Source organism: Cyanobium usitatum str. Tous (assembly GCF_003011885.1).
Lineage (GTDB): Bacteria > Cyanobacteriota > Cyanobacteriia > PCC-6307 > Cyanobiaceae > Cyanobium_A > Cyanobium_A usitatum.
This window is the reverse complement of the sequence record NZ_PXXO01000016.1, coordinates 30972-49654: the sequence shown is the minus strand read 5'-3', so window position 1 is coordinate 49654 and position 18683 is coordinate 30972. Positions and strand designations below refer to the sequence as shown.

The window sequence follows — 18683 nt, the reverse complement described above, 5'->3', positions numbered from 1 at the left end:
CGCCAGTCGCCACCGAAATAAAAGGCAAGATCCTGCTCGAGACTTTCGCGCCGGTTCAGCTCTGGGAAAGCCACCGGGCCCACCACCGGATGCTCCCTAAGCCGGCCAAACTCCTCCTCCATGGCCGAGTACACGAAATAAAGGTCGGCCACCAGGGTGCGGTAGCTGGCCTTATCCACCACCCCCTTGAGGAAGCAGCTCACGAAGCCGGTGTTCTCCGCCATCGTGTGGGCCTTTTTGGTGCCTTCACGCAGTTGGGAAGCAAGGGCGACGGCCATCTGACGGGGGCGTTGTACGGGCGAGGCGCCAAGTTAGGCGGGAGTTTTACCGGGGCGCCTGGCAAGGTTGCGAAGGGTTACGCCGCCAGGTTCTGATCGGCCTGCTCGGCGCCACCGAACAGATCAAACAGCTCCCGGGAAAACTGCTGCAACTTCTGCGCCACCTCGGCCTGGGGCAAATGACTGCCTGACGGCTGCCAATCGCCCACGGTGGCCAGCCGCCAGCGCTCGCTCTCGTAGGTGAGGCCCCGGATCGTCACCCCCAGCAGGCGAGGGCGTTCAGCCCTGCTCCGCCCCGGGGCCCCGTCCAGGCGCAGCTGCACCAGAAACGAGCGGCACTGGCTGCGGGGACTCCAACCCGGTAGGTGAAAGGAGAGATCCAGGCTCTCCTGCTCGGCAAAGGCACGGGTCAGCGCGTCGTCGCGCCAGGGGGTGAGGTTGGCTCGGGCATCGGGGAAGTGGACGCGAAACAGACTCGCCGCCGCAGCGATTGCCTGGGCAAGTTCAAGGGATTGGGCCTGATCGGCGGCATTCATGCCGTTTCCCCTGAGCAGAACCGCAACATGCTTAAAACCTAGGCTCGCCACACCGACAAGGCCGATCCGGTCAGTAACAGCCCATGGCAACCAGTAGCGCCGCCAGCTTTGAGAAGCTCACCACCCCTGCCAGCGGCACCGCAATTCGCTTCGAAAACGGTCAGCCGATCGTGCCCAACGATCCGATTGTTCCCTTCATCCGCGGTGATGGCACGGGCGTAGACATCTGGCCCGCCACCCAGAAAGTGCTGGACGCGGCGGTAGCTCAGGCCTACGGCGGTGAGCGCCGAATTGAGTGGTTCAAGGTTTACGCCGGCGACGAGGCCTGCGACCTCTACGGCACCTATCAATATCTGCCGGAAGACACCCTGAGCGCCATCAAGGAGTACGGCGTGGCGATCAAGGGGCCCCTCACCACACCGATAGGCGGTGGCATCCGCTCGCTCAACGTGGCCCTGCGCCAGATCTTTGATCTCTACTGCTGCGTGCGTCCCTGCCGCTACTACGAGGGCACCCCCAGCCCCCACAAGCGGCCGCAAGACCTGGACGTGATCGTGTACCGCGAAAACACCGAAGACATCTACATGGGGATCGAGTGGGAAGCCAACGATCCGGTGTGCCTCGATCTGATCAAGCACCTCAATGAGGTGGTGATCCCAGCCAACGGCAAGCTGGGCCAGCGCCAGATCCCGGTGGGCTCCGGCATCGGCATCAAGCCCGTGAGTAAGCACGGCAGCCAGCGCCACATCCGCAAGGCGATCCAGCACGCCCTGCGCCTGGAGGGCGACAAGCGCCACGTGACCCTGGTGCACAAGGGCAACATCATGAAGTTCACCGAAGGTGCCTTCCGCGACTGGGGCTACGAGCTAGCCACCACCGAATTCCGCGATGTCTGCATCACTGAGCGGGAGAGCTGGATCCTGGACAACGTCGAGCGCAATCCCGGCCTGAGCATCGAGGCCAATTCCCGCATGATCGAGCCCGGCTATGACAGCCTCACCCCCGAGAAGAAAGCCGCCATTGATGCCGAGGTGCAGGGCGTGCTCGATGCCATCGGCGCCAGCCACGGCGGTGGCAAGTGGAAGCAGATGGTGCTTGTCGACGACCGCATCGCCGACAGCATCTTCCAGCAGATCCAGACCCGCCCCGCCGACTACTCGATCCTCGCCACCCTCAACCTCAACGGCGACTACATCTCCGATGCCGCCGCTGCCGTGGTGGGTGGCCTGGGCATGGCCCCCGGCGCCAACATCGGCGACAACGCCGCCATCTTCGAAGCCACCCACGGCACCGCGCCGAAGCACGCCGGCCTCGATCGCATCAATCCCGGCTCGGTGATCCTCAGCGGCGTGATGATGCTCGAATTCATGGGCTGGCAAGAGGCCGCCGACCTAATCACCGCGGGCCTGAGCGCCGCCATCGCCAATGGCGAGGTGACCTACGACCTGGCCCGGCTAATGGAGCCTCCTGTGGAGCCAGTGAGCTGCAGTGGCTTTGCTGATGCTGTGATCCGCCACTTCGGCGGATGAACACCGACCCCTGCGTGCACTGCGGCTTCTGCCTGCCCACCTGCGCCAGCTACCGGGTGCTGGGAACGGAGATGGATTCACCCCGGGGCCGCATCTACACCCTCAAGGCGATCGCCAACGGTGAACTGAGCCTCGATGCCACCGTGGCGAAGCACTTCGACAGTTGCCTGGGCTGTCTCGCCTGCGTCACGGCTTGCCCCTCGGGGGTGCGCTACGACCAACTGATCGAGGCCACGCGCCCCCAGCTCAACGCCCCGGAACTGCGCAGCTCCGCCCAGCAGGCATTTCGCAAGCTGCTGTTTGCCCTGCTTCCCTACCCTGCGCGGCTTCGGGCCCTGCTCACGCCGCTGCGCCTTTACGCCGGCACCCCCCTGCAGGCCCTGGCCCGCCGCAGTGGGATCACCCGCCTATTCGGCCCCCAACTGGAGGCCCTCGATCAGCTGCTACCTCCCTTGGCGCCAGCCGGCTTCCGCGACGACTTCCCCCTGGTAGTACCAGCCCAGGGCCCTCGCCGCGCCCGGGTGGGGCTGGTGCTGGGTTGCGTGCAACGTCTATTTGATCCAGCCGTGAACCAGGCCGCCGTGCAGGTGCTGAGCGCCAACGGCATCGAGGTGGTGATTCCGCCCAGCCAGGGCTGCTGCGGCGCCGTGACCCACCACCAGGGAGAACTCAGCCAGACCAACGAGCTGGCAATCGGCTTGATCCAAAGCTTCGAGGCCGTAGTGGGCCCAGGCAAGCCCGCCGGGGCCGGACCTCTCGACGCCGTATTGGTGGCAGCTTCCGGTTGCGGCCACACCATGAAGGCCTACGGGCGGCTCACCGGCAGCAGCTTCTCCGCCCCGGTCGCGGATATTCAGGAGTTCCTCGCCGATCTCGGCCTAAGCCAGCCATTCCTCGCCGCCCTTCAGCCCCTTACCCACGCTGATGGCGAGCCAGCCAGCGCCAAACGCCCGCTCCGACTGGCGTATCAAGACGCCTGCCACATGCTGCATGGCCAGGGCATCAGCAGCCAGCCCCGGGCCCTGCTCAATGCCATCCCCCACATCCAGCTGCGCGAAGCGACGGAAGCGGGAGTGTGCTGCGGCAGCGCCGGCATCTACAACCTGGTGCAGCCTGAGGAGGCCGCTGCCCTTGGGCAGCTCAAGGCCAAAGACCTAGCCGGCACCGGCGCCGAGCTGGCTGTTAGCGCCAACATCGGCTGCAGCCTGCAGATCCGGCGCCACCTGCAGGAGCTGCCCCAGCCGGTCCCGGTGCTGCATCCGATGCAGTTGCTGGCGCAGAGCTACAGCGGTTGAGCCAACCCATCCCCGACCAGCAGCCAGTCAACCAGGCCCCTAAAGGCCGACTACTAAACATTCTGGGATTGGGTTTTGGCTTGGCCGGTGCCGTGGGCGGCACGATCGGGGCCGGCATTCTGCGCACTCCGGGCCTGGTGGCAGCCCAATTGCCCTCAGCGGAGCTGGTGCTGGCCGCCTGGCTGGCCGGCGGGCTCTATGCGCTGGTGGGGGCGGTGTGCATAGCCGAATTGGCGGCAGCCTTGCCGAAGGCCGGCGGTTGGTATGTCTACGCCGAGCGGGCCTTCGGCAAGCGCGTGGGCTTTCTGGTGGGCTGGACCGACTGGCTGGCCCATTGCATCGGCCTGGCCTGGGTGGCCACCACCGTGGGGGAATACGGCCAGGCCCTGCTGCCCCACGCGATCTCCCAGGGGCCCTACACGGCCCGAATCCTGGCGCTGCTGGCCATCGGCCTGTTCAGCCTGATTCAGCTGCGAGGCCTGCGCGCCGGCAGCGCCAGCCAGGAATTACTCAGCCTCGCCAAGGCGGTGGCCTTTCTGGCCCTGGTGGCGGCCTGCTTCCTGCTGCCCATCCAGGCGGCGCCCCCCATCGCGCCACCACCGCCTGCGCCCATGGCGATCGCGGGCTGGCGGAGCCTGAGCCTGGCAGTGGTGCTGGCCCTACAGGCAGTGATCACCACCTACGACGGCTGGGCCAGCCCCGTTTATTTCGCTGAAGAATTCAGCGAGCCGGGGCGAGATCTGCCCCGCTCCTTGATCGGCGGGGTTCTGGCGGTGCTGGTGCTTTATCTGCTGATCAACTTGGCCCTGCTGCATGTGCTGCCGATCGCCCAGCTGGCCAGCTCAAACCTGCCGGCCGCCGCCGCGGCACGCGCCCTGGCTGGGCCGCTGGGTGGCCTACTGATCACCGCGTTAGCGCTGGTGTCCCTGCTGGGCCTGATCAACACCGTGGTGATGGCCGCCCCGCGCATTTTGTTTGGTCTCAGCCGCGACGGCCTGCTACCGAGCTTTATTGCCCAAGTGAACGGGGGCGGCACCCCAAGCGCGGCCCTGCTGCTCACCAGCACGGCCGCCGCGGCCCTAGTGCTGGCAGGCTCATTCGAACGGCTGCTGACCATGGGCGCCGTGCTCTACGTGAGCCTGCCGCTGGCGGGCATTGCCTCCCTGGTGACCCTGCGCCAGCGGGAGCCGGAGCTGCCCCGCCCCTTTCTCACCTGGGGCTATCCCGTGTCCCCCTTGCTGATTACGGCGGTATCCCTGGCCTTCCTTATGGGCAGTACGGCCAACGACTGGCTAAGCAGCCTTGCCGCCCTAGCCCTCGTGGCCACGGGCTATGGCGTCAGCCTTTTGGCGGAGCGACGACCCTTAGCAGAGGAAACGAGTTAATCCGCGCTTTCCAAGCCTTCCATCCAGCGCCAGGCAAGCCGCAGCGTGTCCCCATCACCGAGGTTGCCGGGGAAAGTGAGCACCGGCAGAGGCTCTGGCAGATCAGCCAGCACCAAGGAAAGCCCAGGCAGCAGCTGTCCTTTCAACTCGACCGCCGCCAGAGCCAGACCATCGGCCAACAGGGTGTGGGTGGTGATGCCCCCCTTGCTGATCAGGTAACCCAACTGGGGGGCCAGGGCAGCAGCCAACCGGGCCATCAGCGCCGCCAGAGCATCGCCTAAGCGGCGGCGCTGCGCCACTGATGCGCACGGGAGCTCACCCCGGCTGGTGTAGAGCACGGGCGTTTGCCCCTGGGCAAGCACCCTCCGCAACTGAACCAGCCAGTCGGCCTCCAGGGAAGCCAGCAGGGGCTCCGGCAGGGGGCCTTCCAGCAGCCGCGCCAGCTTGGCGACGGGCAGCTCCAGCCCCACGCAGCGGGGCTCCGTGAGCAGCTCGGTGAGCTGGGCATCAGCCAAAGGCACGTGGGAGCCCACCAGCACCAAACCTGGCTCAGAGCGGCGCAACCGGGCCAGGGCAGCTCCAGCCAGGGGCTGGGGCGGCAAAGCCGCTAAGGCCTGGATCCAACTGGCCGCCGACTGGGAAAGCACCGCAAGCGGCCAGGCCTGGCGCACCACCTGGGCCAGGGCGGCCAGTTGCTCAGGTCGCTCCCCGTCAACGGCTACCACGGGCCCGCCATCTAGGGCCGCCAATCTCTCCGCCAGGGCCTGGCCGCCATCAGCGGCGGCGTAATCCAACTCGACGCCCGTCAGACGCTGGACCTGGTGTGCGGCGATACGGCCCCCGCTTTTTTCCTCCACCCAAACCGGCAGATCGCTGCTGGCGTAGCCAAACAAGCTGTCGCGGGCGAAGGCGGTTTCGTGCACGGGCTGGCCGTGCAAGCGATGCACCCCCTCCACAGTGATGCGGCCCCCCTCAAAAAAGGCCGGGATCAACAAGGTGGCCGCAAAGGGGCCGAGCTCAGCCGCGATCACCTCCACCTCCAACGGGAAGTGACCCCGCAGGGTGGAGTCGCCGCGACTCACCAGCCACCAACGCTCAATGCCTGCCAGGGGCAGGGCCGCGGCCAGAGCCCGGCAGATCTGGCGCACCCGCTCCGCGGCTGCTTCCGGCGCCAGGGCCCGGGTGTTAGCCAGCAGAAACAGCAGCGGCGAAGGGTGCCGCAGCCCCGCCGCCAGGGTGGCGGCATCCCAGCGCAGCAGCAGCGGACAGCTATGCACCGTCTGGGAGCCGGTGGGGTCATCGTCGATGACGATGATTTTGGAGGAGGCGGCCATGGCACCATCGTGCCGTGATGACTCCGGAGCCCAGGGAGCTGCAGGAGCTGGTGCGCGAGCTGCACCAGCAGGCTGCGCCCTGGCAACCCGCCGGCCTGGGCAGCCGACTCAACTGGGGGCCGCCAGTTATGGGCGGCAGCACCACCGTGAGCTGTAGGCGGCTGAGCGGCATCGTTGAGCACAGCCCTGGCGATTTCACTGTGACGGCCCTAGCCGGCACGCCCCTGGTCGAATTGCAAGCCGAGCTGGCCCACCACGGGCAATGGCTAGCCGTTGACTGGCCCTGGGGCAGTGGCCTGGGCGGCCAAGCCAGCGGCAGCCTGGGCGGCCTGGTGGCAAGAGGCCTGGCCGGCGGTCTGCGCCAGCGCTATCTGGGCGTGCGCGACCAGATAATTGGCCTGGAATTGATCCGCAGCGACGGCACCCGCGCCCGGGCCGGGGGCAAGGTGGTGAAAAACGTAGCCGGCTACGACCTGATGCGCCTGATGGCGGGCAGCTGGGGGTCCTTAGGACTGATCAGCAGCCTCACCCTGCGCACCATGCCGGAGCCGCCCCAGCGGCGCGGCCTGAAGCTGGAAGGGCCGCTAGAAGCCCTCGGCCAACTGGCCTCCTGGCTGCTGGGCTCCAGCCTCAGCCCGGAGCGGATCGACTCGTGGCGCCCCTCTGCCGCCCAAGAAGACGGCACCGGACTGCTAATCAGCCTGGCCAGCATCAACGCCCTCACTCTCAATGAGCAGATCGGCTGCATCGCCGCCAAGGCTGCTGCCTTGGCAATCACGGTCCAAACTCTTGAACCTGCCGAACTCGCAAGCCTGGTAGGCCAAAGCCAAGGGTCTGAAACTGGGTCCAGCGACTGGTTGCTGAGGCTGGCGGTGCGCCCCAACCAGGCAACTGCCCTGCTCAACGATCCAGCCCTGGCCGGCTTGCCGGTGGTCCTGGGGGCTGGCAGTGGCCTAGGTATCGCCTGGGCAACTGCCTCCGCCCTACCCACCTACAAGGTGGAGGCGCTCAGGCGCCATTGCCAGCAGGTTGGTGGCTACCTCACGGTGCTACGCCAGCCCGCTGGCAGCAAACTGCCAGCGTGGCTGGATGCCCCATCGCGGCCCATGATCGAAGCGATCAAGCGGCAGTTTGACCCGAAGCAGCAACTGTCGCGCGGTCGCCTGCCGGGAGTGGATCTGCCTGGAGTGGGTCTGCCTGGAGTGGAGCCGCCCCGGAGCTGAGGCCGGCGGTCCAGTCGAGCAGGGCAGCATTCACCTGATCTGGCACCTCGTCATGGGGACAATGACCCGCCTCGAGCACCACCTCCCTGGTCCCTGCCGGAGCATGGCGCTGGAAAGCAGCCCGCCGGCCCACGGCATTGATCCAGGGGTCGCGGATGCCCCAGAGCAACAGCAACGGACATGTCAGCTGGGCAAACAACTCATCGAGGGGCTGGCCGCGGGGGATATCAAACACGGTGCGGAAAACACCGAAGGCCCCCGGATCCAGCGACGGCCGCCGGATCGCCTCCACCAAGGCTTCATCGACGTTGGTCTTGTCGAGATACACCTGGTTGAGGGTGCGGCGAATCGTGGCCGGCCGGCGCAAATTTTCAAACAACAACCGCTGCAGCACCGGGCTTTTGAGCAGGGCTCCCGCAATGGTCTGGCGGGTGATCGCTCCCCAGCCCTTAGGCGGCGCCTGCTCATCGCTGAACGGCCCTGCCGCATTCAGCAGCACCACCCCGGCCGCCTGGTCCCCCAGGGCAGCGCCAGCAGCCAGGGCTGAAAAACCGCCCAGGGAATTGCCCACCAGCACCGTCGGCCGGCCGATGCGCTCGCTCACGTATGCGGCCAGCTGGTCGCGCCAGAGGGGGCCGCCATAGGCAAGCTCGGCCGGCTTGGCGCTGCGACCGAAGCCCAGCAGGTCGATGGCGTGCACCTCATGGCGCTGGGCCAGCACGGGAATGTTGTGGCGCCAGTGGTCCGTGGAAGCACCAAAGCCATGCACCAGCAGGATCGCGGGGCCCTCGGGCTCAGCTGGCGCCGCTGCGATGGCGTGCACTGGATGGCCGGCGTAGCTCCAGGGCTGGGGTACAGACACGGAAGCCACCTTGATGCGTCCAGGGTGGTCGATGCTAGGGAGATCTGCGGCGCGCCATTGCCCCTCACCAGCCCTGACTGGAGCCCCTTCCTGCCGGGGATCGCCCTGTGGGCCCTGGCCCTGTACCTCCCCTTGAGCGGCCCCCTGGGGCGCCTGGAGGAAGCCCTGGCCGCGGGCTCCCTGCCGAGCCCTGTCCAGCAGGTGATGCTGGTGATTAGCAGCTTGCTGCTGGCCCTGGCCATCGGGGTGCTGGCCGACCTGGGCCTGAGCTGGGCCCTGGGCCCCGACTGGGCCAGCAGCCTCGGCCTGATCGCCGCAGGCTGGGGGCTGTTCACAGCGCTCGCCAGTCGAGCCAGGGAAGACGGGGAATGATTGCTGGTGTGCGGGCCCTGTAGGCGGCGTAATCGGGATAGGCAAGCTCAAGGGCCCGCTCCTCGCGGCGCGCCTTACCGCCCAGCACGGCCACCAGGGCCAGCAGCAAGGCCAGATGCAGCAGGCTGCCCAGGGCCAAACTCACCCCCAGGGAACAAAGCAGCACCGCTTGATAGAGGGGGTGACGGCAACGGCCGTAGGCCCCGCTTGTCACCAACGGGGCGCCAGGAATCGGATCAGGCAGGGGCGTGAGGCTGGAACCCAGCCCCCAGAACGCCTGGACCGCCAACACCAGACCCAGCAGCAGCAAAATGGCACCTGCTAAGGCCAACGGCAAGGGCCAGGCATAACCCCAGGCACCGGGGGCAGGCCAGGGCGGCAGCAGGTGGGCGGCAATCAGGGCCAGCTGGGCGAGCAGCCACCACTCACCGTGGCGGTTGTCTAGCCAGCCCCCCCAACTCAGGCCCCAGCGCTCAGGTTGGAATTTCGGCAAGTGGATCAAGATCCGGACCTCCAGCGCTGCCACCGAGCACCAGTCTGAGCAGGATCGGCGCCAGGAAGGTGGTGCCGATCACCATCAGCAAAATTGCGGCCTCCAGCGGCTTGGTAAGCAACCCAGCCTGGGTACCCAGGCCAAGAAAAATCAAGCCCACCTCGCCGCGGGGCATCATCCCCAAACCAACCACCAACCGGTTGGTTTTCTCCTTGCTGAAGTAGCTCCAGCCGGTTGCCACCTTGCCGGCAATCGCCACAGTGAGCAGGAAGGCCGCCACGATCAATCCCTCCCGGTTTTCAGGGTTCAAGGGATTGAGCACCGACAGATCCATGCCAGTGCCAATGAGCACAAAGAAGATCGTGGCAAACAGGGCAACTAGGGGCTTAACGGTTTCCTGGATCGCATGGGTGTGCTTAGAAGAGCTGAGAATCAAGCCTGCAGCGAAAGCCCCAAGAGCCGCTTCCAGGCCGATCGCCTGGGCCACAAAACAGCAGAGCGACAACACCACGAAGGCCGCCACCACCACTTCGCCAGGGGCCTTGAGCTGATCGAGCAGCCAGTCGAACCCAGGAGCAGCAGTGCGGCTCAGGAACAGGGCTGCCGCCACAAACACCGCTGCTGCGGCAACCAACTTCAAGATTGGGCCAAGGCTGAAGCCCTCGCCGCCAGCCAGGCTCACCACCACAGCCAAAATGACGATGCCGAGAATGTCGTCGAGTACGGCTGCGCCGATCACCGTCTGACCCTCTCGGGTGCGCAGAAACTTCAACTCACCAAACACACTGGCAGTGATGCCGATGCTGGTGGCTGTCATGGCCGCACCGGCGAAGATCGCCGGAATCAGGGGCACATGGAAGATGTAATAAAGGCCCGCAGTGCCTAGGGCAAAGGGAAGCACCACCCCGGTTACGGCAACGGTGGTGGCCTGGGCACCCACGGCTACCAGCTCATCAAGCTCGCTTTCCAGTCCGGTGAGAAACAACAGGGCAAACAGGCCGATCTGGGACACCGCCTGCAGATTCGGGAAGGTCTCGGCGTAGATCTCCTGCACCATTTCCGGTGAGAGGTCGGCCAGAGAGCTGAGCAAGCCCAAGCCCCAACTGCTGAGTTGGACCTGGGTTTCGGGCGGCACGATCAGATGCAGGCCGGAAACGCCAATCAGAACGCCAGCTACCAGCTCCCCCAGGATCGTGGGCAGCTGCACCCGCACCATCAGCTCCGCCAGCAGCCTGGCCGCCACGAAGATCACCAGAAACTCCCCCACCGAAATCAGGGTTTCAGCAACTTCGGCTTGGTGACTGCCGATTTCAAGCAGAAGCGCTGGCAGAACCATGGATAGGTGAGTTCGCGGTAGTGGGAGGCGCGACCTTAAAGCCGCCCGCGCCAAGGTGTTTGGACCCTGATCACTATCAGGCCGTGGGATTGGGCTTTGGCAACCGTCGCTACGGTTCGAATATCGAATAAATGACGCGGGTAATGGCAGAGCAACTGCAGCGTCTTGATGCCTGGTGGCGGGCCGCCAATTATTTAGCGGTGGGGATGATCTACCTGCAGGACAACCCCCTGCTGAGCGAACCGCTGCAACCTGCCCATATCAAAAGTCGGCTACTGGGGCATTGGGGCTCGAGCCCGGGTCAATCCTTTATCTGGGCCCATGCCAACCGGGTGATCCGGTCCCACGACCTCGACATGATTTATCTGTCGGGCCCGGGCCATGGCGCCCCTGGGGTGCTGGCGCCCACCTACCTCGACGGCTCCTACAGCGAGATCTATCCCGACAAGTCGACGGATGCTGCCGGCATGCAGCGCTTCCTTAAGCAGTTTTCCTTCCCCGGCCACATCGGAAGCCACTGCACACCCGAAACCCCTGGCTCAATTCACGAGGGCGGCGAGCTGGGCTACGTGCTCTCCCACGCCTGCGGAGCGGTGTTCGACAACCCCAGCCTGATCGCCCTGGCCTGCGTCGGCGATGGCGAGGCGGAAACCGGGCCCCTCGCCACCAGCTGGCACATCAACAAGTTCCTCAACCCCGCATCCGACGGCGCCGTGCTGCCGGTGTTGCACCTCAACGGCTACAAAATCGCCAACCCCACCCTGCTGGCCCGCATCCCCAGGGAGGAGCTCGCCAGCTTGATGCGGGGCTACGGCTGGGAGCCCCTGTTTGTGGAAGGCAGCGAGCCGATGGCGATGCACCAAGCCATGGCAACCGCCATGGACAGCGCCATAAACCGCATCCAAGAGGTGCAGGCGGAGGCCCGCCGCAGCGGCGATCCCACCAACGTCAACCGACCCCGTTGGCCCATGATCGTGTTGCGATCGCCTAAGGGCTGGACAGGGCCGGCGGAGCTGAATGGCAAAAAGCTGGAAGGCTTCTGGCGCAGCCACCAGGTGCCCCTGCCCGATCCCAAGCGGGACCCGGCCCAGCTAGGGCAACTCGAGGCCTGGCTGCATAGCTACCGCCCTGGCGAACTCTTTGATGAACAGGGAAGCCTTATCCCCGAGCTGCGCGCCCTCTCGCCAAGTGGCCAGCGCCGCATGGGCTCCAACCCCCATGCCAACGGTGGGCTGCTGCGCCGCCGCCTGAATCTGCCTCCGGTCCATACCTATGCCGTGCCAGTTGAGCAACCGGGCCAGCACGAGGCCGAAAACACCGCTCCCCTGGGGGAGCTGCTGCGCGATGCCATTGCCCTGAACCCCGATTCCGTGCGCGTGTTCGGACCGGATGAAACCGCCTCCAACCGGCTGCAAGCCATTTACGAGATCAGCAAAAAGGTGTGGATGGAGGAATTTCTGCCGGAAGACCTCAACGGCAGCGAACTCTCCCGCAGCGGCCGGGTTGTCGAGATGTTGAGCGAACACACCTTGGTGGGAATGATGGAGGGCTACCTACTCACCGGCCGCCACGGTTTTTTCCACACCTATGAGGCCTTCGCCCATGTGATTGCCTCGATGTTCAACCAACACGCCAAGTGGCTGGAATCCTGCATTCACCACGCCCCCTGGCGCGCGCCGATTTCCCCCTGGAACTGCCTGATCTCCAGCACCGTGTGGCGCCAAGACCACAACGGCTTCACCCACCAGGATCCTGGCTTCATCGATCTCGCCGGCAACAAAAGTGGCGAGGTGGTGCGCGTCTACCTGCCGGCCGATGCCAACAGCCTGCTGGCGGTAGCTGAACAGGCGCTACAGGAAACGAATGTGTGCAACATCATCGTTTCTGACAAACAGAAACACCTGCAATATCTAACTCTGGAGCAGGCTAGGGCCCATGTGGCCAAGGGCATCGGCCTATGGAGCTGGGCGAGCAACGACGAGTGCGGCACTGAACCAAATGAGCCCGATGTGGTGATGGCCTGCGCTGGCGACATCCCCACTAAGGAAACCCTTGCCGCAGTTGAAATTCTGCGGCGTGAGATCCCGAGCCTAAAAATTCGAGTGCTCAATGTGGTGAAGCTATTCGCTCTCACCACTCCGGGCGAACACCCCCACGGCCTCAGCGATCGGGACTTCGACAGCCTGTTCACCACGAATCGACCGGTGATCTTTAATTTTCACGGCTACCCGTGGCTAATCCACCGACTCACCTACCACCGCACCAACCACGTCAACTTCCATGTGCGGGGATATAAGGAGAAAGGCAACATCAATACCCCTCTGGAGCTGGCGATGAACAATCAGATCGACCGCTTCAACTTGGTTATTGATGTGATCGACCGGGTTGCGGGCCTGGGCTCCCGCGCTGCCCACGTCAAAGAGCGCATGAAGGAGGCGATTTTGGCCAATCGGGCCCACGCCCATGAGCACGGCATGGATGCGGAGGATGTCACCAACTGGCGATGGAACCCACTGCCTGCAGCGGCCCATGCGGGAGAATCACCCATATGAGCGACTTCCAACCCAGCAACCTGCGTCTGCCCACCCCGGGCTGCTACGCCGACCCAGATCGCAGTGGCCTGACCGCGGAAAACGTGTTCGACGGCATGACCGAACACCTTTTTTACACGCTCGGTAAGCTCGCCCCCACGGCCAGCCGCCACGACCTCTACATGGCCCTCAGCTACGCGGTACGCGACCGGCTGATGACCCGATACCTGGCTGGCATTGAGGCGCTCAGTGCCACCCCGACTCGAGTGGTGGCCTACCTCTCCGCTGAATTTCTGATCGGGCCCCAATTGGGCAACAATCTGTTGATGCTGGGCATCCAGCAAGAAGCGGCAGAAGCCTTGCGCCGTTTCGGCATCAACGACATCAACGAGATCCTCGATGTTGAAGAGGAGCCTGGCCTGGGCAACGGAGGCCTGGGGCGGCTGGCGGCCTGCTTCCTGGAGTCGCTGGCCTCGCTGGAAATCCCAGCCACCGGCTACGGCATCCGCTACGAATTCGGCATTTTTGACCAGCTGATTCGCGATGGCTGGCAGGTGGAAATCACCGATAAGTGGCTCAAGAGCGGCTGGCCCTGGGAGCTACCCCACCCCGATCAAGCCTGCTTCGTGGGCTTCGGTGGCCACACCGAGAGCTACCGCGATGAGCACGGCAGCTACCGGGTGCGCTGGATTCCGGCAGAGCACGCCATCGGCATTCCCCACGACGTGCCGGTGCTTGGCTACCGGGTTAACACCTGCGACCGGCTGAGGTTGTGGCGAGCCGATGCCGCCGAATCCTTTGACTTCTATGCCTTTAACAGCGGCGACTATTACGGCGCCGTAGAGGAAAAGGTGGGCTCCGAGACCCTCTCCAAGGTGCTCTATCCCAACGACGGCACAGATGAGGGTCGGCGCCTGCGCCTGAAGCAGCAGCACTTCTTTGTGAGCTGCTCCCTGCAGGACATGATCCGCAACCTCGATGCCCGCGGCATCCCGATCACGGATTTCCCCGATCACTGGGCGGTGCAGCTAAACGACACCCACCCGGCCATCGCCGTGGCGGAGCTGATGCGCCTGCTACTCGATGACAAGCACCTGGACTGGGAGGTCGCCTGGAACATCACCAGTCGCGCTCTCTCATACACCAATCACACCCTGCTGCCGGAAGCCCTCGAGAAGTGGGGCTTGGGGCTATTTGGCTCCCTGCTACCCCGCCACCTGGAGCTGATCTACGAGATCAACCGCCGCTTCTTGCAACAGGTGCGTTTGAAATATCCGGGCAACGAGCAGATCCTGCGCAAGGTCTCGATCATCGATGAGGAGGGCGATAAGGCAGTCCGCATGGCCAATCTGGCCACCGTTGCTTCCCACCACGTCAACGGCGTAGCAGCCCTGCACAGCGAACTGGTCAAAACCGAACTGTTTCCTGAATTCGCGGCCCTATGGCCCGAGAAATTCACCAATGTCACCAACGGGGTCACCCCTAGGCGCTGGGTGGCCCTGGCCAATCCCCAGCTCTCAGCCCTGCTTAATGAATCAATTGGCACCGGCTGGATTAACCGCCTCGATGAGCTGCGCCGCCTGGAGCAGTTCGTCGACGACAGCAGTTTCCTCGAGCGCTGGGAAGCCACCAAGCTGGGCGTTAAGGGCCAGTTGAGTCGTTACATCCATCGCCACACGGGTGTGCTGGTAGATCCCACCTCCCTGTTTGATGTGCAGGTGAAGCGGATCCACGAATACAAACGCCAGCACCTAAACGCCCTGCAGGTGGTGGCCCAGTACCTGCGCATCAAGAATGGACAGGCTGAGGGTATGGCCCCGCGCACGGTGATCTTCGGCGGCAAGGCGGCACCCGGCTACTACATGGCCAAGCTAATTATTCGTTTCATCAACGGCATCGCCGAAACGATCAACGCAGACCCCGACATGGAGGGCCGGCTGCGGGTGATCTTCCTGGCTGACTACAACGTCAAGCTGGGTGAGCGAGTTTATCCCGCCTCCGACCTCTCGGAGCAGATCTCCACCGCCGGCAAGGAAGCCTCCGGCACCGGAAACATGAAGTTCGCCATGAATGGGGCGCTGACCATCGGCACTCTCGATGGCGCCAACGTGGAAATCCGCGAACAGGTGGGTGCCGAGAACTTCTTCCTGTTTGGCAAGACCGCTGAGGAGATCTCCGCGCTGTCCCAGTCGGGTTATCGCCCCTGGGAGCTGATCGGGGGAATGCCCGAGTTGGCCGAGATCCTGCGACTGGTGGAGCAGGGCCACTTCAGCAATGGGGATGGCGACCTATTTAGGCCGCTGCTGCAAAACCTCACCGGCCGGGATCCCTTCTTCGTGCTGGCCGACTTCAACGACTATCTGCGGGCCCAGTCCGAGGTCGACCTGGCCTGGGCCGACAGGGGTCGCTGGAACCGCATGTCGTTGCTGAATTCAGCCCGCAGTGGCTTCTTCTCTTCAGATCGCTCAATCCGCGACTACGCAGAGCGGATCTGGAAAGCCGAAAGCTTCCCGGTCACGATCACCTGCGAGCTCGATTAACCGGGCAGGTCTGGAGTTTGGTGGAGCAGCCGATTGAGCCTTAGGCGATCGGCATTAAGCGGATCAGGGGCCAGCTCACCGGCCACTTCCCGAAACTTTTGCTCCACCTCGTCGGGCACCCGCACGTCAAAGATGCGCTCCATCAGCGCCTCAATGGAGAAGAGGTGGGCATTGATGTTTTCCAGGTCCGCCATGGCCTGCTGGAAGGCATCAGGCTCAGCGCCCTCATCCTCAACAGCCCCTGTACCTGCCCCTTGGCCGCCAGCAGCGGCATTGGCCTGACTGGCGGCAGCTTCCGTTGCCTCCTGCTGCTTCTGCAACTCTTCCATCACCCGGCCTGCCAGGGTGCGAAAAGATTGCAGCGCAGCCCAATTGAGCTCCTGCTGCTGACGCAGGGTGGGGTTTTCACGGATCAATCGGTCATGTTCCCGATAGAACCGCTGGCAATCAGGGCATTGGCAGGGCTCTTCTGGCACCGCACTCCCTTTGGATCTCAATCCCCATCATGGCACTCACGCCGCCAAGGGGATCTCGATCGAGGTCACCACGTTGATTACGTCGCGCAGCCGCATCGAATCGGCAAACCAGCCCATGGCTTGCTCGGTATCACCACTGCGCTCAGCATCGGTGGCCTGCTCCTCGTGAGCCTCAGCTAGCAGGGCAAGCCAGCAAAGGCAGCGGGCTTGAACCACCGAAAGGTCGAGCTCGTCGGGCTGGCTATCGGCGATGCGTTCGCTCTCCTGCTGCACCAGCAGACGCAGACGCAGATCGTGAAGCTGGGTCATCGCGGTCAAACGACTGAGGCCACGCTAGCCCCGGTGCTGCGAATGGGTAGGGCACCACCTGTAGCGCTCGCTACCCCTAGCCGTGAAGGCTGGCTTGGCGAAGCTTCATCGCTTGACTGGGCTTTTGAAGAACGGGGCTGGCGGGACTCGAACCCACGACCTACGGTTTAGGAAACCGTCGCTCTATCCGGCTGAGCTACAGCCCCATCCCGGCCATCCCGCAAGACGACCGTGTCGGCATTATGGAATGCGAAAGCAGGCGAGGTGATCGCGATCAGGGCTGCGGCACCTCCACGGAGGAAGCTGGAGCGCTTGGTTGAGGAAAGTCCGGGCTCCCCAATGGCCAGGCTTGCTGGGTAACGCCCAGTGCGGGTGACCGTGAGGACAGTGCCACAGAAACACACCGCCGATGGCAGGGGGCTCGCCCCCCGCACAGGTAAGGGTGCAAGGGTGCGGTAAGAGCGCACCAGCAGCATCGAGAGGTGCTGGCTAGGTAAACCCCAGCTAGGAGCAAGGCCCAGGGACAACGGTTGGCCATGACACCCGTCCCGTTTCAAGTGCGCCGCTCGAGGCCGCCGGCAACGACGGTCCCAGACAGATGATCACCCCCCACCGGCTCGCTGGTGGGAGAACAGAACCCGGCTTACGTCCTGCTTTCACCACTTTTTCCCCGCCAGCCCATGCGGCCCGAACGCCACCAGCAGCTGGTTGCCTTCCTGCGTTCTCTGGGCCTGGAGGTTGGCGACCGTGACCTTGCCCCCATAGAGGAGGCCCTCAGCCACACCTCAGCGGGCCTGGCCCGCAACCACGAGCGCTTGGAATTCCTTGGCGACGCCGTGCTGCGCCTAGCCGCAGCGGAGTTTCTGCAACGGCACTATCCAAACCTGAGCGTGGGGCGCTGCTCTGCCCTGCGAGCCCAATTGGTAAGCGACCGCTGGCTGGCCGAACTGGGCGAGCACTGCAAGATCGAATCCGTGCTGCACCTAGGCCCAATGGCCAGTGGTGATCAGGCCGGACGGGCCACGGTGCGGGCGGAATGCTGTGAAGCCCTGCTAGGTGGCCTCTATGAAGCCTGGGGCGCCGGCCAGGGCGGACTGGAGCCGGTGCACCGCTGGCTCTCTCCCCACTGGCAGCGCAGCAGCAGCGAATTGCTGGCCGATCCAGACCGCCACAACTGGAAGTCGGCCCTGCAGGAGTGGACCCAGGCGGCCGGGCTGGGCCTGCCGCACTACGACTGCCAGGAGCGCAGCCAAGTCCACGCTGACCCGCGCCGCTTTCATTGCAGCGTGGCGATTGCGGGCCAGGCAAGCCATACAGGCTGGGGGCCTTCAAGGCGCAGCGCCGAACAGGAGGCAGCCCGGGCCGCCCTCGCGGTGATCAAGCCTGCTCCAGGAGCTTGAGCGGCATGGTGACGAGCTTGTCCCAGTTGCCGCCCTCAAACAGCACGGCGGCCTGCTGACCGCTGATCCGTTGCACGAAGCCCCGGTAGCCGTTGTAAATCGAGCGGCCGTCACGCACCACCACGGTGGAGCCCGGCAGGATCGGCAGGTCGGCCATGATTTGAGCGAGGCGTAGGGCCATTATCGGGTGACGCGGGAAGTAGCTGGCCATGGCCGATCAAACCAGCAGCAGCCAGATCGCCACTCCTGCCCCCGACGATCTACTTGTGGTCGGCAAAGTGGTGTCAGCCCAAGGGCTCCAGGGCGAGCTGAGGGTGCTGCCCATGAGCGATTTCCCGGAGCGATTCACCCGGGCAGGCCGGCGCTGGTTGCAGCGGCGGGAAGAGGCGCCGCGGCAGGTGGAGCTGCTGAGCGGCAGGCAACTGCCAGGCAAGGAACTGTTTGTGGTGCGACTCGCCGCCATCGACAGCCGGGAAGCGGCCGAAGCCCTGGTGGGTGACCAGTTGCTGGTGCCCCTAGCCGACCGCCCCAAGCTGGCCAAAGGTGAATTTCACCTGCTCGACCTGGTGGGCACCGAAGTGCGGCTGCTGGAGGATCAACGGCCCATTGGCAAGGTTCGCGACCTGATCCACGCTGGCAACGACCTGCTGGAGGTAGAGCAGGAAACCCCCGATGGCCCGCGGCGACTGCTTATCCCCTTCGTGACTGCGATCGTGCCAGAAGTCCATCTCGAGGAAGGCTGGATCGGCATCACCCCGCCCCCCGGGCTGCTGGAGCTTTAGGC

General features: G+C 64.7%; 18 protein-coding genes, 1 tRNA gene and 1 other RNA gene. 10 read left to right on the top strand and 10 right to left on the bottom strand.

Annotation, left to right across the window (positions count from 1 at the left end):
* Nucleotides 1-278: biliverdin-producing heme oxygenase (locus C7K55_RS11945; RefSeq protein WP_193486242.1), on the bottom strand; the 278-nt coding region annotated here is incomplete at its 3' end.
* A gap of 77 nt (nucleotides 279-355) precedes the next feature.
* Nucleotides 356-814, bottom strand: a complete 459-nt coding sequence (locus C7K55_RS11940) for a hypothetical protein (RefSeq protein WP_106632949.1) — start codon at nucleotides 812-814, stop codon at nucleotides 356-358.
* Between the two features lie 83 nt (nucleotides 815-897).
* Here C7K55_RS11940 and C7K55_RS11935 point away from each other — a divergent pair, with 83 nt between their 5' ends.
* Genes C7K55_RS11935 through C7K55_RS11925 form a run of 3 tightly spaced genes read left to right on the top strand, consistent with a single transcriptional unit; the run spans nucleotide 898 to nucleotide 5023 of the window.
* Nucleotides 898-2343, top strand: coding sequence for an NADP-dependent isocitrate dehydrogenase (locus C7K55_RS11935; RefSeq protein WP_106632948.1), 1446 nt, complete (start codon nucleotides 898-900; stop codon nucleotides 2341-2343).
* Nucleotides 2340-3638 carry a (Fe-S)-binding protein gene (locus C7K55_RS11930; RefSeq protein ID WP_106632947.1) on the top strand — a complete coding sequence of 433 codons (1299 nt, stop codon included), beginning with the start codon at nucleotides 2340-2342 and terminating at the stop codon, nucleotides 3636-3638. The genes C7K55_RS11935 and C7K55_RS11930 overlap by 4 nt, the downstream gene beginning before the upstream one ends.
* Nucleotides 3635-5023 carry an APC family permease gene (locus C7K55_RS11925; protein ID WP_241518350.1) on the top strand — a complete coding sequence of 463 codons (1389 nt, stop codon included), beginning with the start codon at nucleotides 3635-3637 and terminating at the stop codon, nucleotides 5021-5023. The genes C7K55_RS11930 and C7K55_RS11925 overlap by 4 nt, the downstream gene beginning before the upstream one ends.
* On the opposite strand, the gene C7K55_RS11920 is transcribed toward C7K55_RS11925, so the two are convergent.
* Nucleotides 5020-6357 (bottom strand): four-carbon acid sugar kinase family protein, encoded by a 1338-nt coding sequence (locus C7K55_RS11920; RefSeq protein ID WP_106632946.1) that lies wholly within the window; start codon nucleotides 6355-6357, stop codon nucleotides 5020-5022. The two genes, C7K55_RS11925 and C7K55_RS11920, sit on opposite strands and share 4 nt — an antisense overlap.
* A gap of 17 nt (nucleotides 6358-6374) precedes the next feature.
* Between C7K55_RS11920 and C7K55_RS11915 the strand changes: the two genes are divergently transcribed.
* The gene (locus C7K55_RS11915; protein ID WP_261351277.1) at nucleotides 6375-7580 is read left to right on the top strand and encodes an FAD-binding oxidoreductase; all 1206 of its coding nucleotides are present in this window, start codon (nucleotides 6375-6377) and stop codon (nucleotides 7578-7580) included.
* On the opposite strand, the gene C7K55_RS11910 is transcribed toward C7K55_RS11915, so the two are convergent.
* Nucleotides 7477-8442, bottom strand: a complete 966-nt coding sequence (locus C7K55_RS11910) for an alpha/beta fold hydrolase (protein ID WP_106632944.1) — start codon at nucleotides 8440-8442, stop codon at nucleotides 7477-7479. The two genes, C7K55_RS11915 and C7K55_RS11910, sit on opposite strands and share 104 nt — an antisense overlap.
* A gap of 24 nt (nucleotides 8443-8466) precedes the next feature.
* Here C7K55_RS11910 and C7K55_RS11905 point away from each other — a divergent pair, with 24 nt between their 5' ends.
* Nucleotides 8467-8814: a hypothetical protein gene (locus C7K55_RS11905; RefSeq protein WP_241518349.1), complete on the top strand. Its 348-nt coding sequence runs from the start codon at nucleotides 8467-8469 to the stop codon at nucleotides 8812-8814.
* Here C7K55_RS11905 and C7K55_RS11900 read toward each other — a convergent pair.
* Entirely contained in the window at nucleotides 8774-9307 is a 534-nt protein-coding gene (locus C7K55_RS11900; protein ID WP_241518348.1) for a methyltransferase family protein, read from the bottom strand. The two genes, C7K55_RS11905 and C7K55_RS11900, sit on opposite strands and share 41 nt — an antisense overlap.
* Complete coding sequence (locus C7K55_RS11895; protein WP_106632942.1) at nucleotides 9288-10643, bottom strand: cation:proton antiporter; 1356 nt, start codon at nucleotides 10641-10643, stop codon at nucleotides 9288-9290. Before C7K55_RS11895 ends, C7K55_RS11900 begins: the two co-directional genes overlap by 20 nt.
* Before the next feature lie 131 nt (nucleotides 10644-10774).
* On the opposite strand from C7K55_RS11895, the gene C7K55_RS11890 reads away from it, so the two are divergent.
* Both C7K55_RS11890 and C7K55_RS11885 read left to right on the top strand, forming a co-directional pair.
* Nucleotides 10775-13195: a phosphoketolase family protein gene (locus C7K55_RS11890; protein ID WP_106632941.1), complete on the top strand. Its 2421-nt coding sequence runs from the start codon at nucleotides 10775-10777 to the stop codon at nucleotides 13193-13195.
* Entirely contained in the window at nucleotides 13192-15714 is a 2523-nt protein-coding gene (locus tag C7K55_RS11885) for a glycogen/starch/alpha-glucan phosphorylase (RefSeq protein WP_106632940.1), read from the top strand. Before C7K55_RS11890 ends, C7K55_RS11885 begins: the two co-directional genes overlap by 4 nt.
* Here C7K55_RS11885 and C7K55_RS11880 read toward each other — a convergent pair.
* The 3 genes from C7K55_RS11880 to C7K55_RS11870 form a co-directional block, all read right to left on the bottom strand.
* A complete protein-coding gene (locus C7K55_RS11880) occupies nucleotides 15711-16190 on the bottom strand; it encodes a hypothetical protein (RefSeq protein WP_106632939.1) in 480 nt (159 codons plus the stop codon). The two genes, C7K55_RS11885 and C7K55_RS11880, sit on opposite strands and share 4 nt — an antisense overlap.
* A 36-nt stretch (nucleotides 16191-16226) precedes the next feature.
* The gene (locus tag C7K55_RS11875; protein WP_106632938.1) at nucleotides 16227-16499 is read right to left on the bottom strand and encodes a hypothetical protein; all 273 of its coding nucleotides are present in this window, start codon (nucleotides 16497-16499) and stop codon (nucleotides 16227-16229) included.
* A 132-nt stretch (nucleotides 16500-16631) separates the two neighbouring features.
* A tRNA-Arg gene (locus tag C7K55_RS11870) sits at nucleotides 16632-16705 on the bottom strand.
* A 46-nt stretch (nucleotides 16706-16751) separates the two neighbouring features.
* Between C7K55_RS11870 and rnpB the strand changes: the two genes are divergently transcribed.
* Both rnpB and C7K55_RS11860 read left to right on the top strand, forming a co-directional pair.
* Nucleotides 16752-17160: RNase P RNA component class A (rnpB, locus tag C7K55_RS11865), an RNA gene on the top strand.
* Nucleotides 17161-17179: 19 nt separating this feature from the next.
* Nucleotides 17180-17899, top strand: coding sequence for a ribonuclease III family protein (locus C7K55_RS11860; protein ID WP_106632937.1), 720 nt, complete (start codon nucleotides 17180-17182; stop codon nucleotides 17897-17899).
* Here the strand turns inward: C7K55_RS11860 and C7K55_RS11855 are convergent.
* Entirely contained in the window at nucleotides 17877-18056 is a 180-nt protein-coding gene (locus tag C7K55_RS11855; protein WP_106632954.1) for an NAD(P)H dehydrogenase subunit NdhS, read from the bottom strand. The two genes, C7K55_RS11860 and C7K55_RS11855, sit on opposite strands and share 23 nt — an antisense overlap.
* Nucleotides 18057-18108: 52 nt before the next feature.
* On the opposite strand from C7K55_RS11855, the gene rimM reads away from it, so the two are divergent.
* Nucleotides 18109-18681: a ribosome maturation factor RimM gene (gene rimM, locus C7K55_RS11850; protein ID WP_106632936.1), complete on the top strand. Its 573-nt coding sequence runs from the start codon at nucleotides 18109-18111 to the stop codon at nucleotides 18679-18681.
* The last annotated feature ends 2 nt before the right edge of the window (nucleotides 18682-18683 follow it).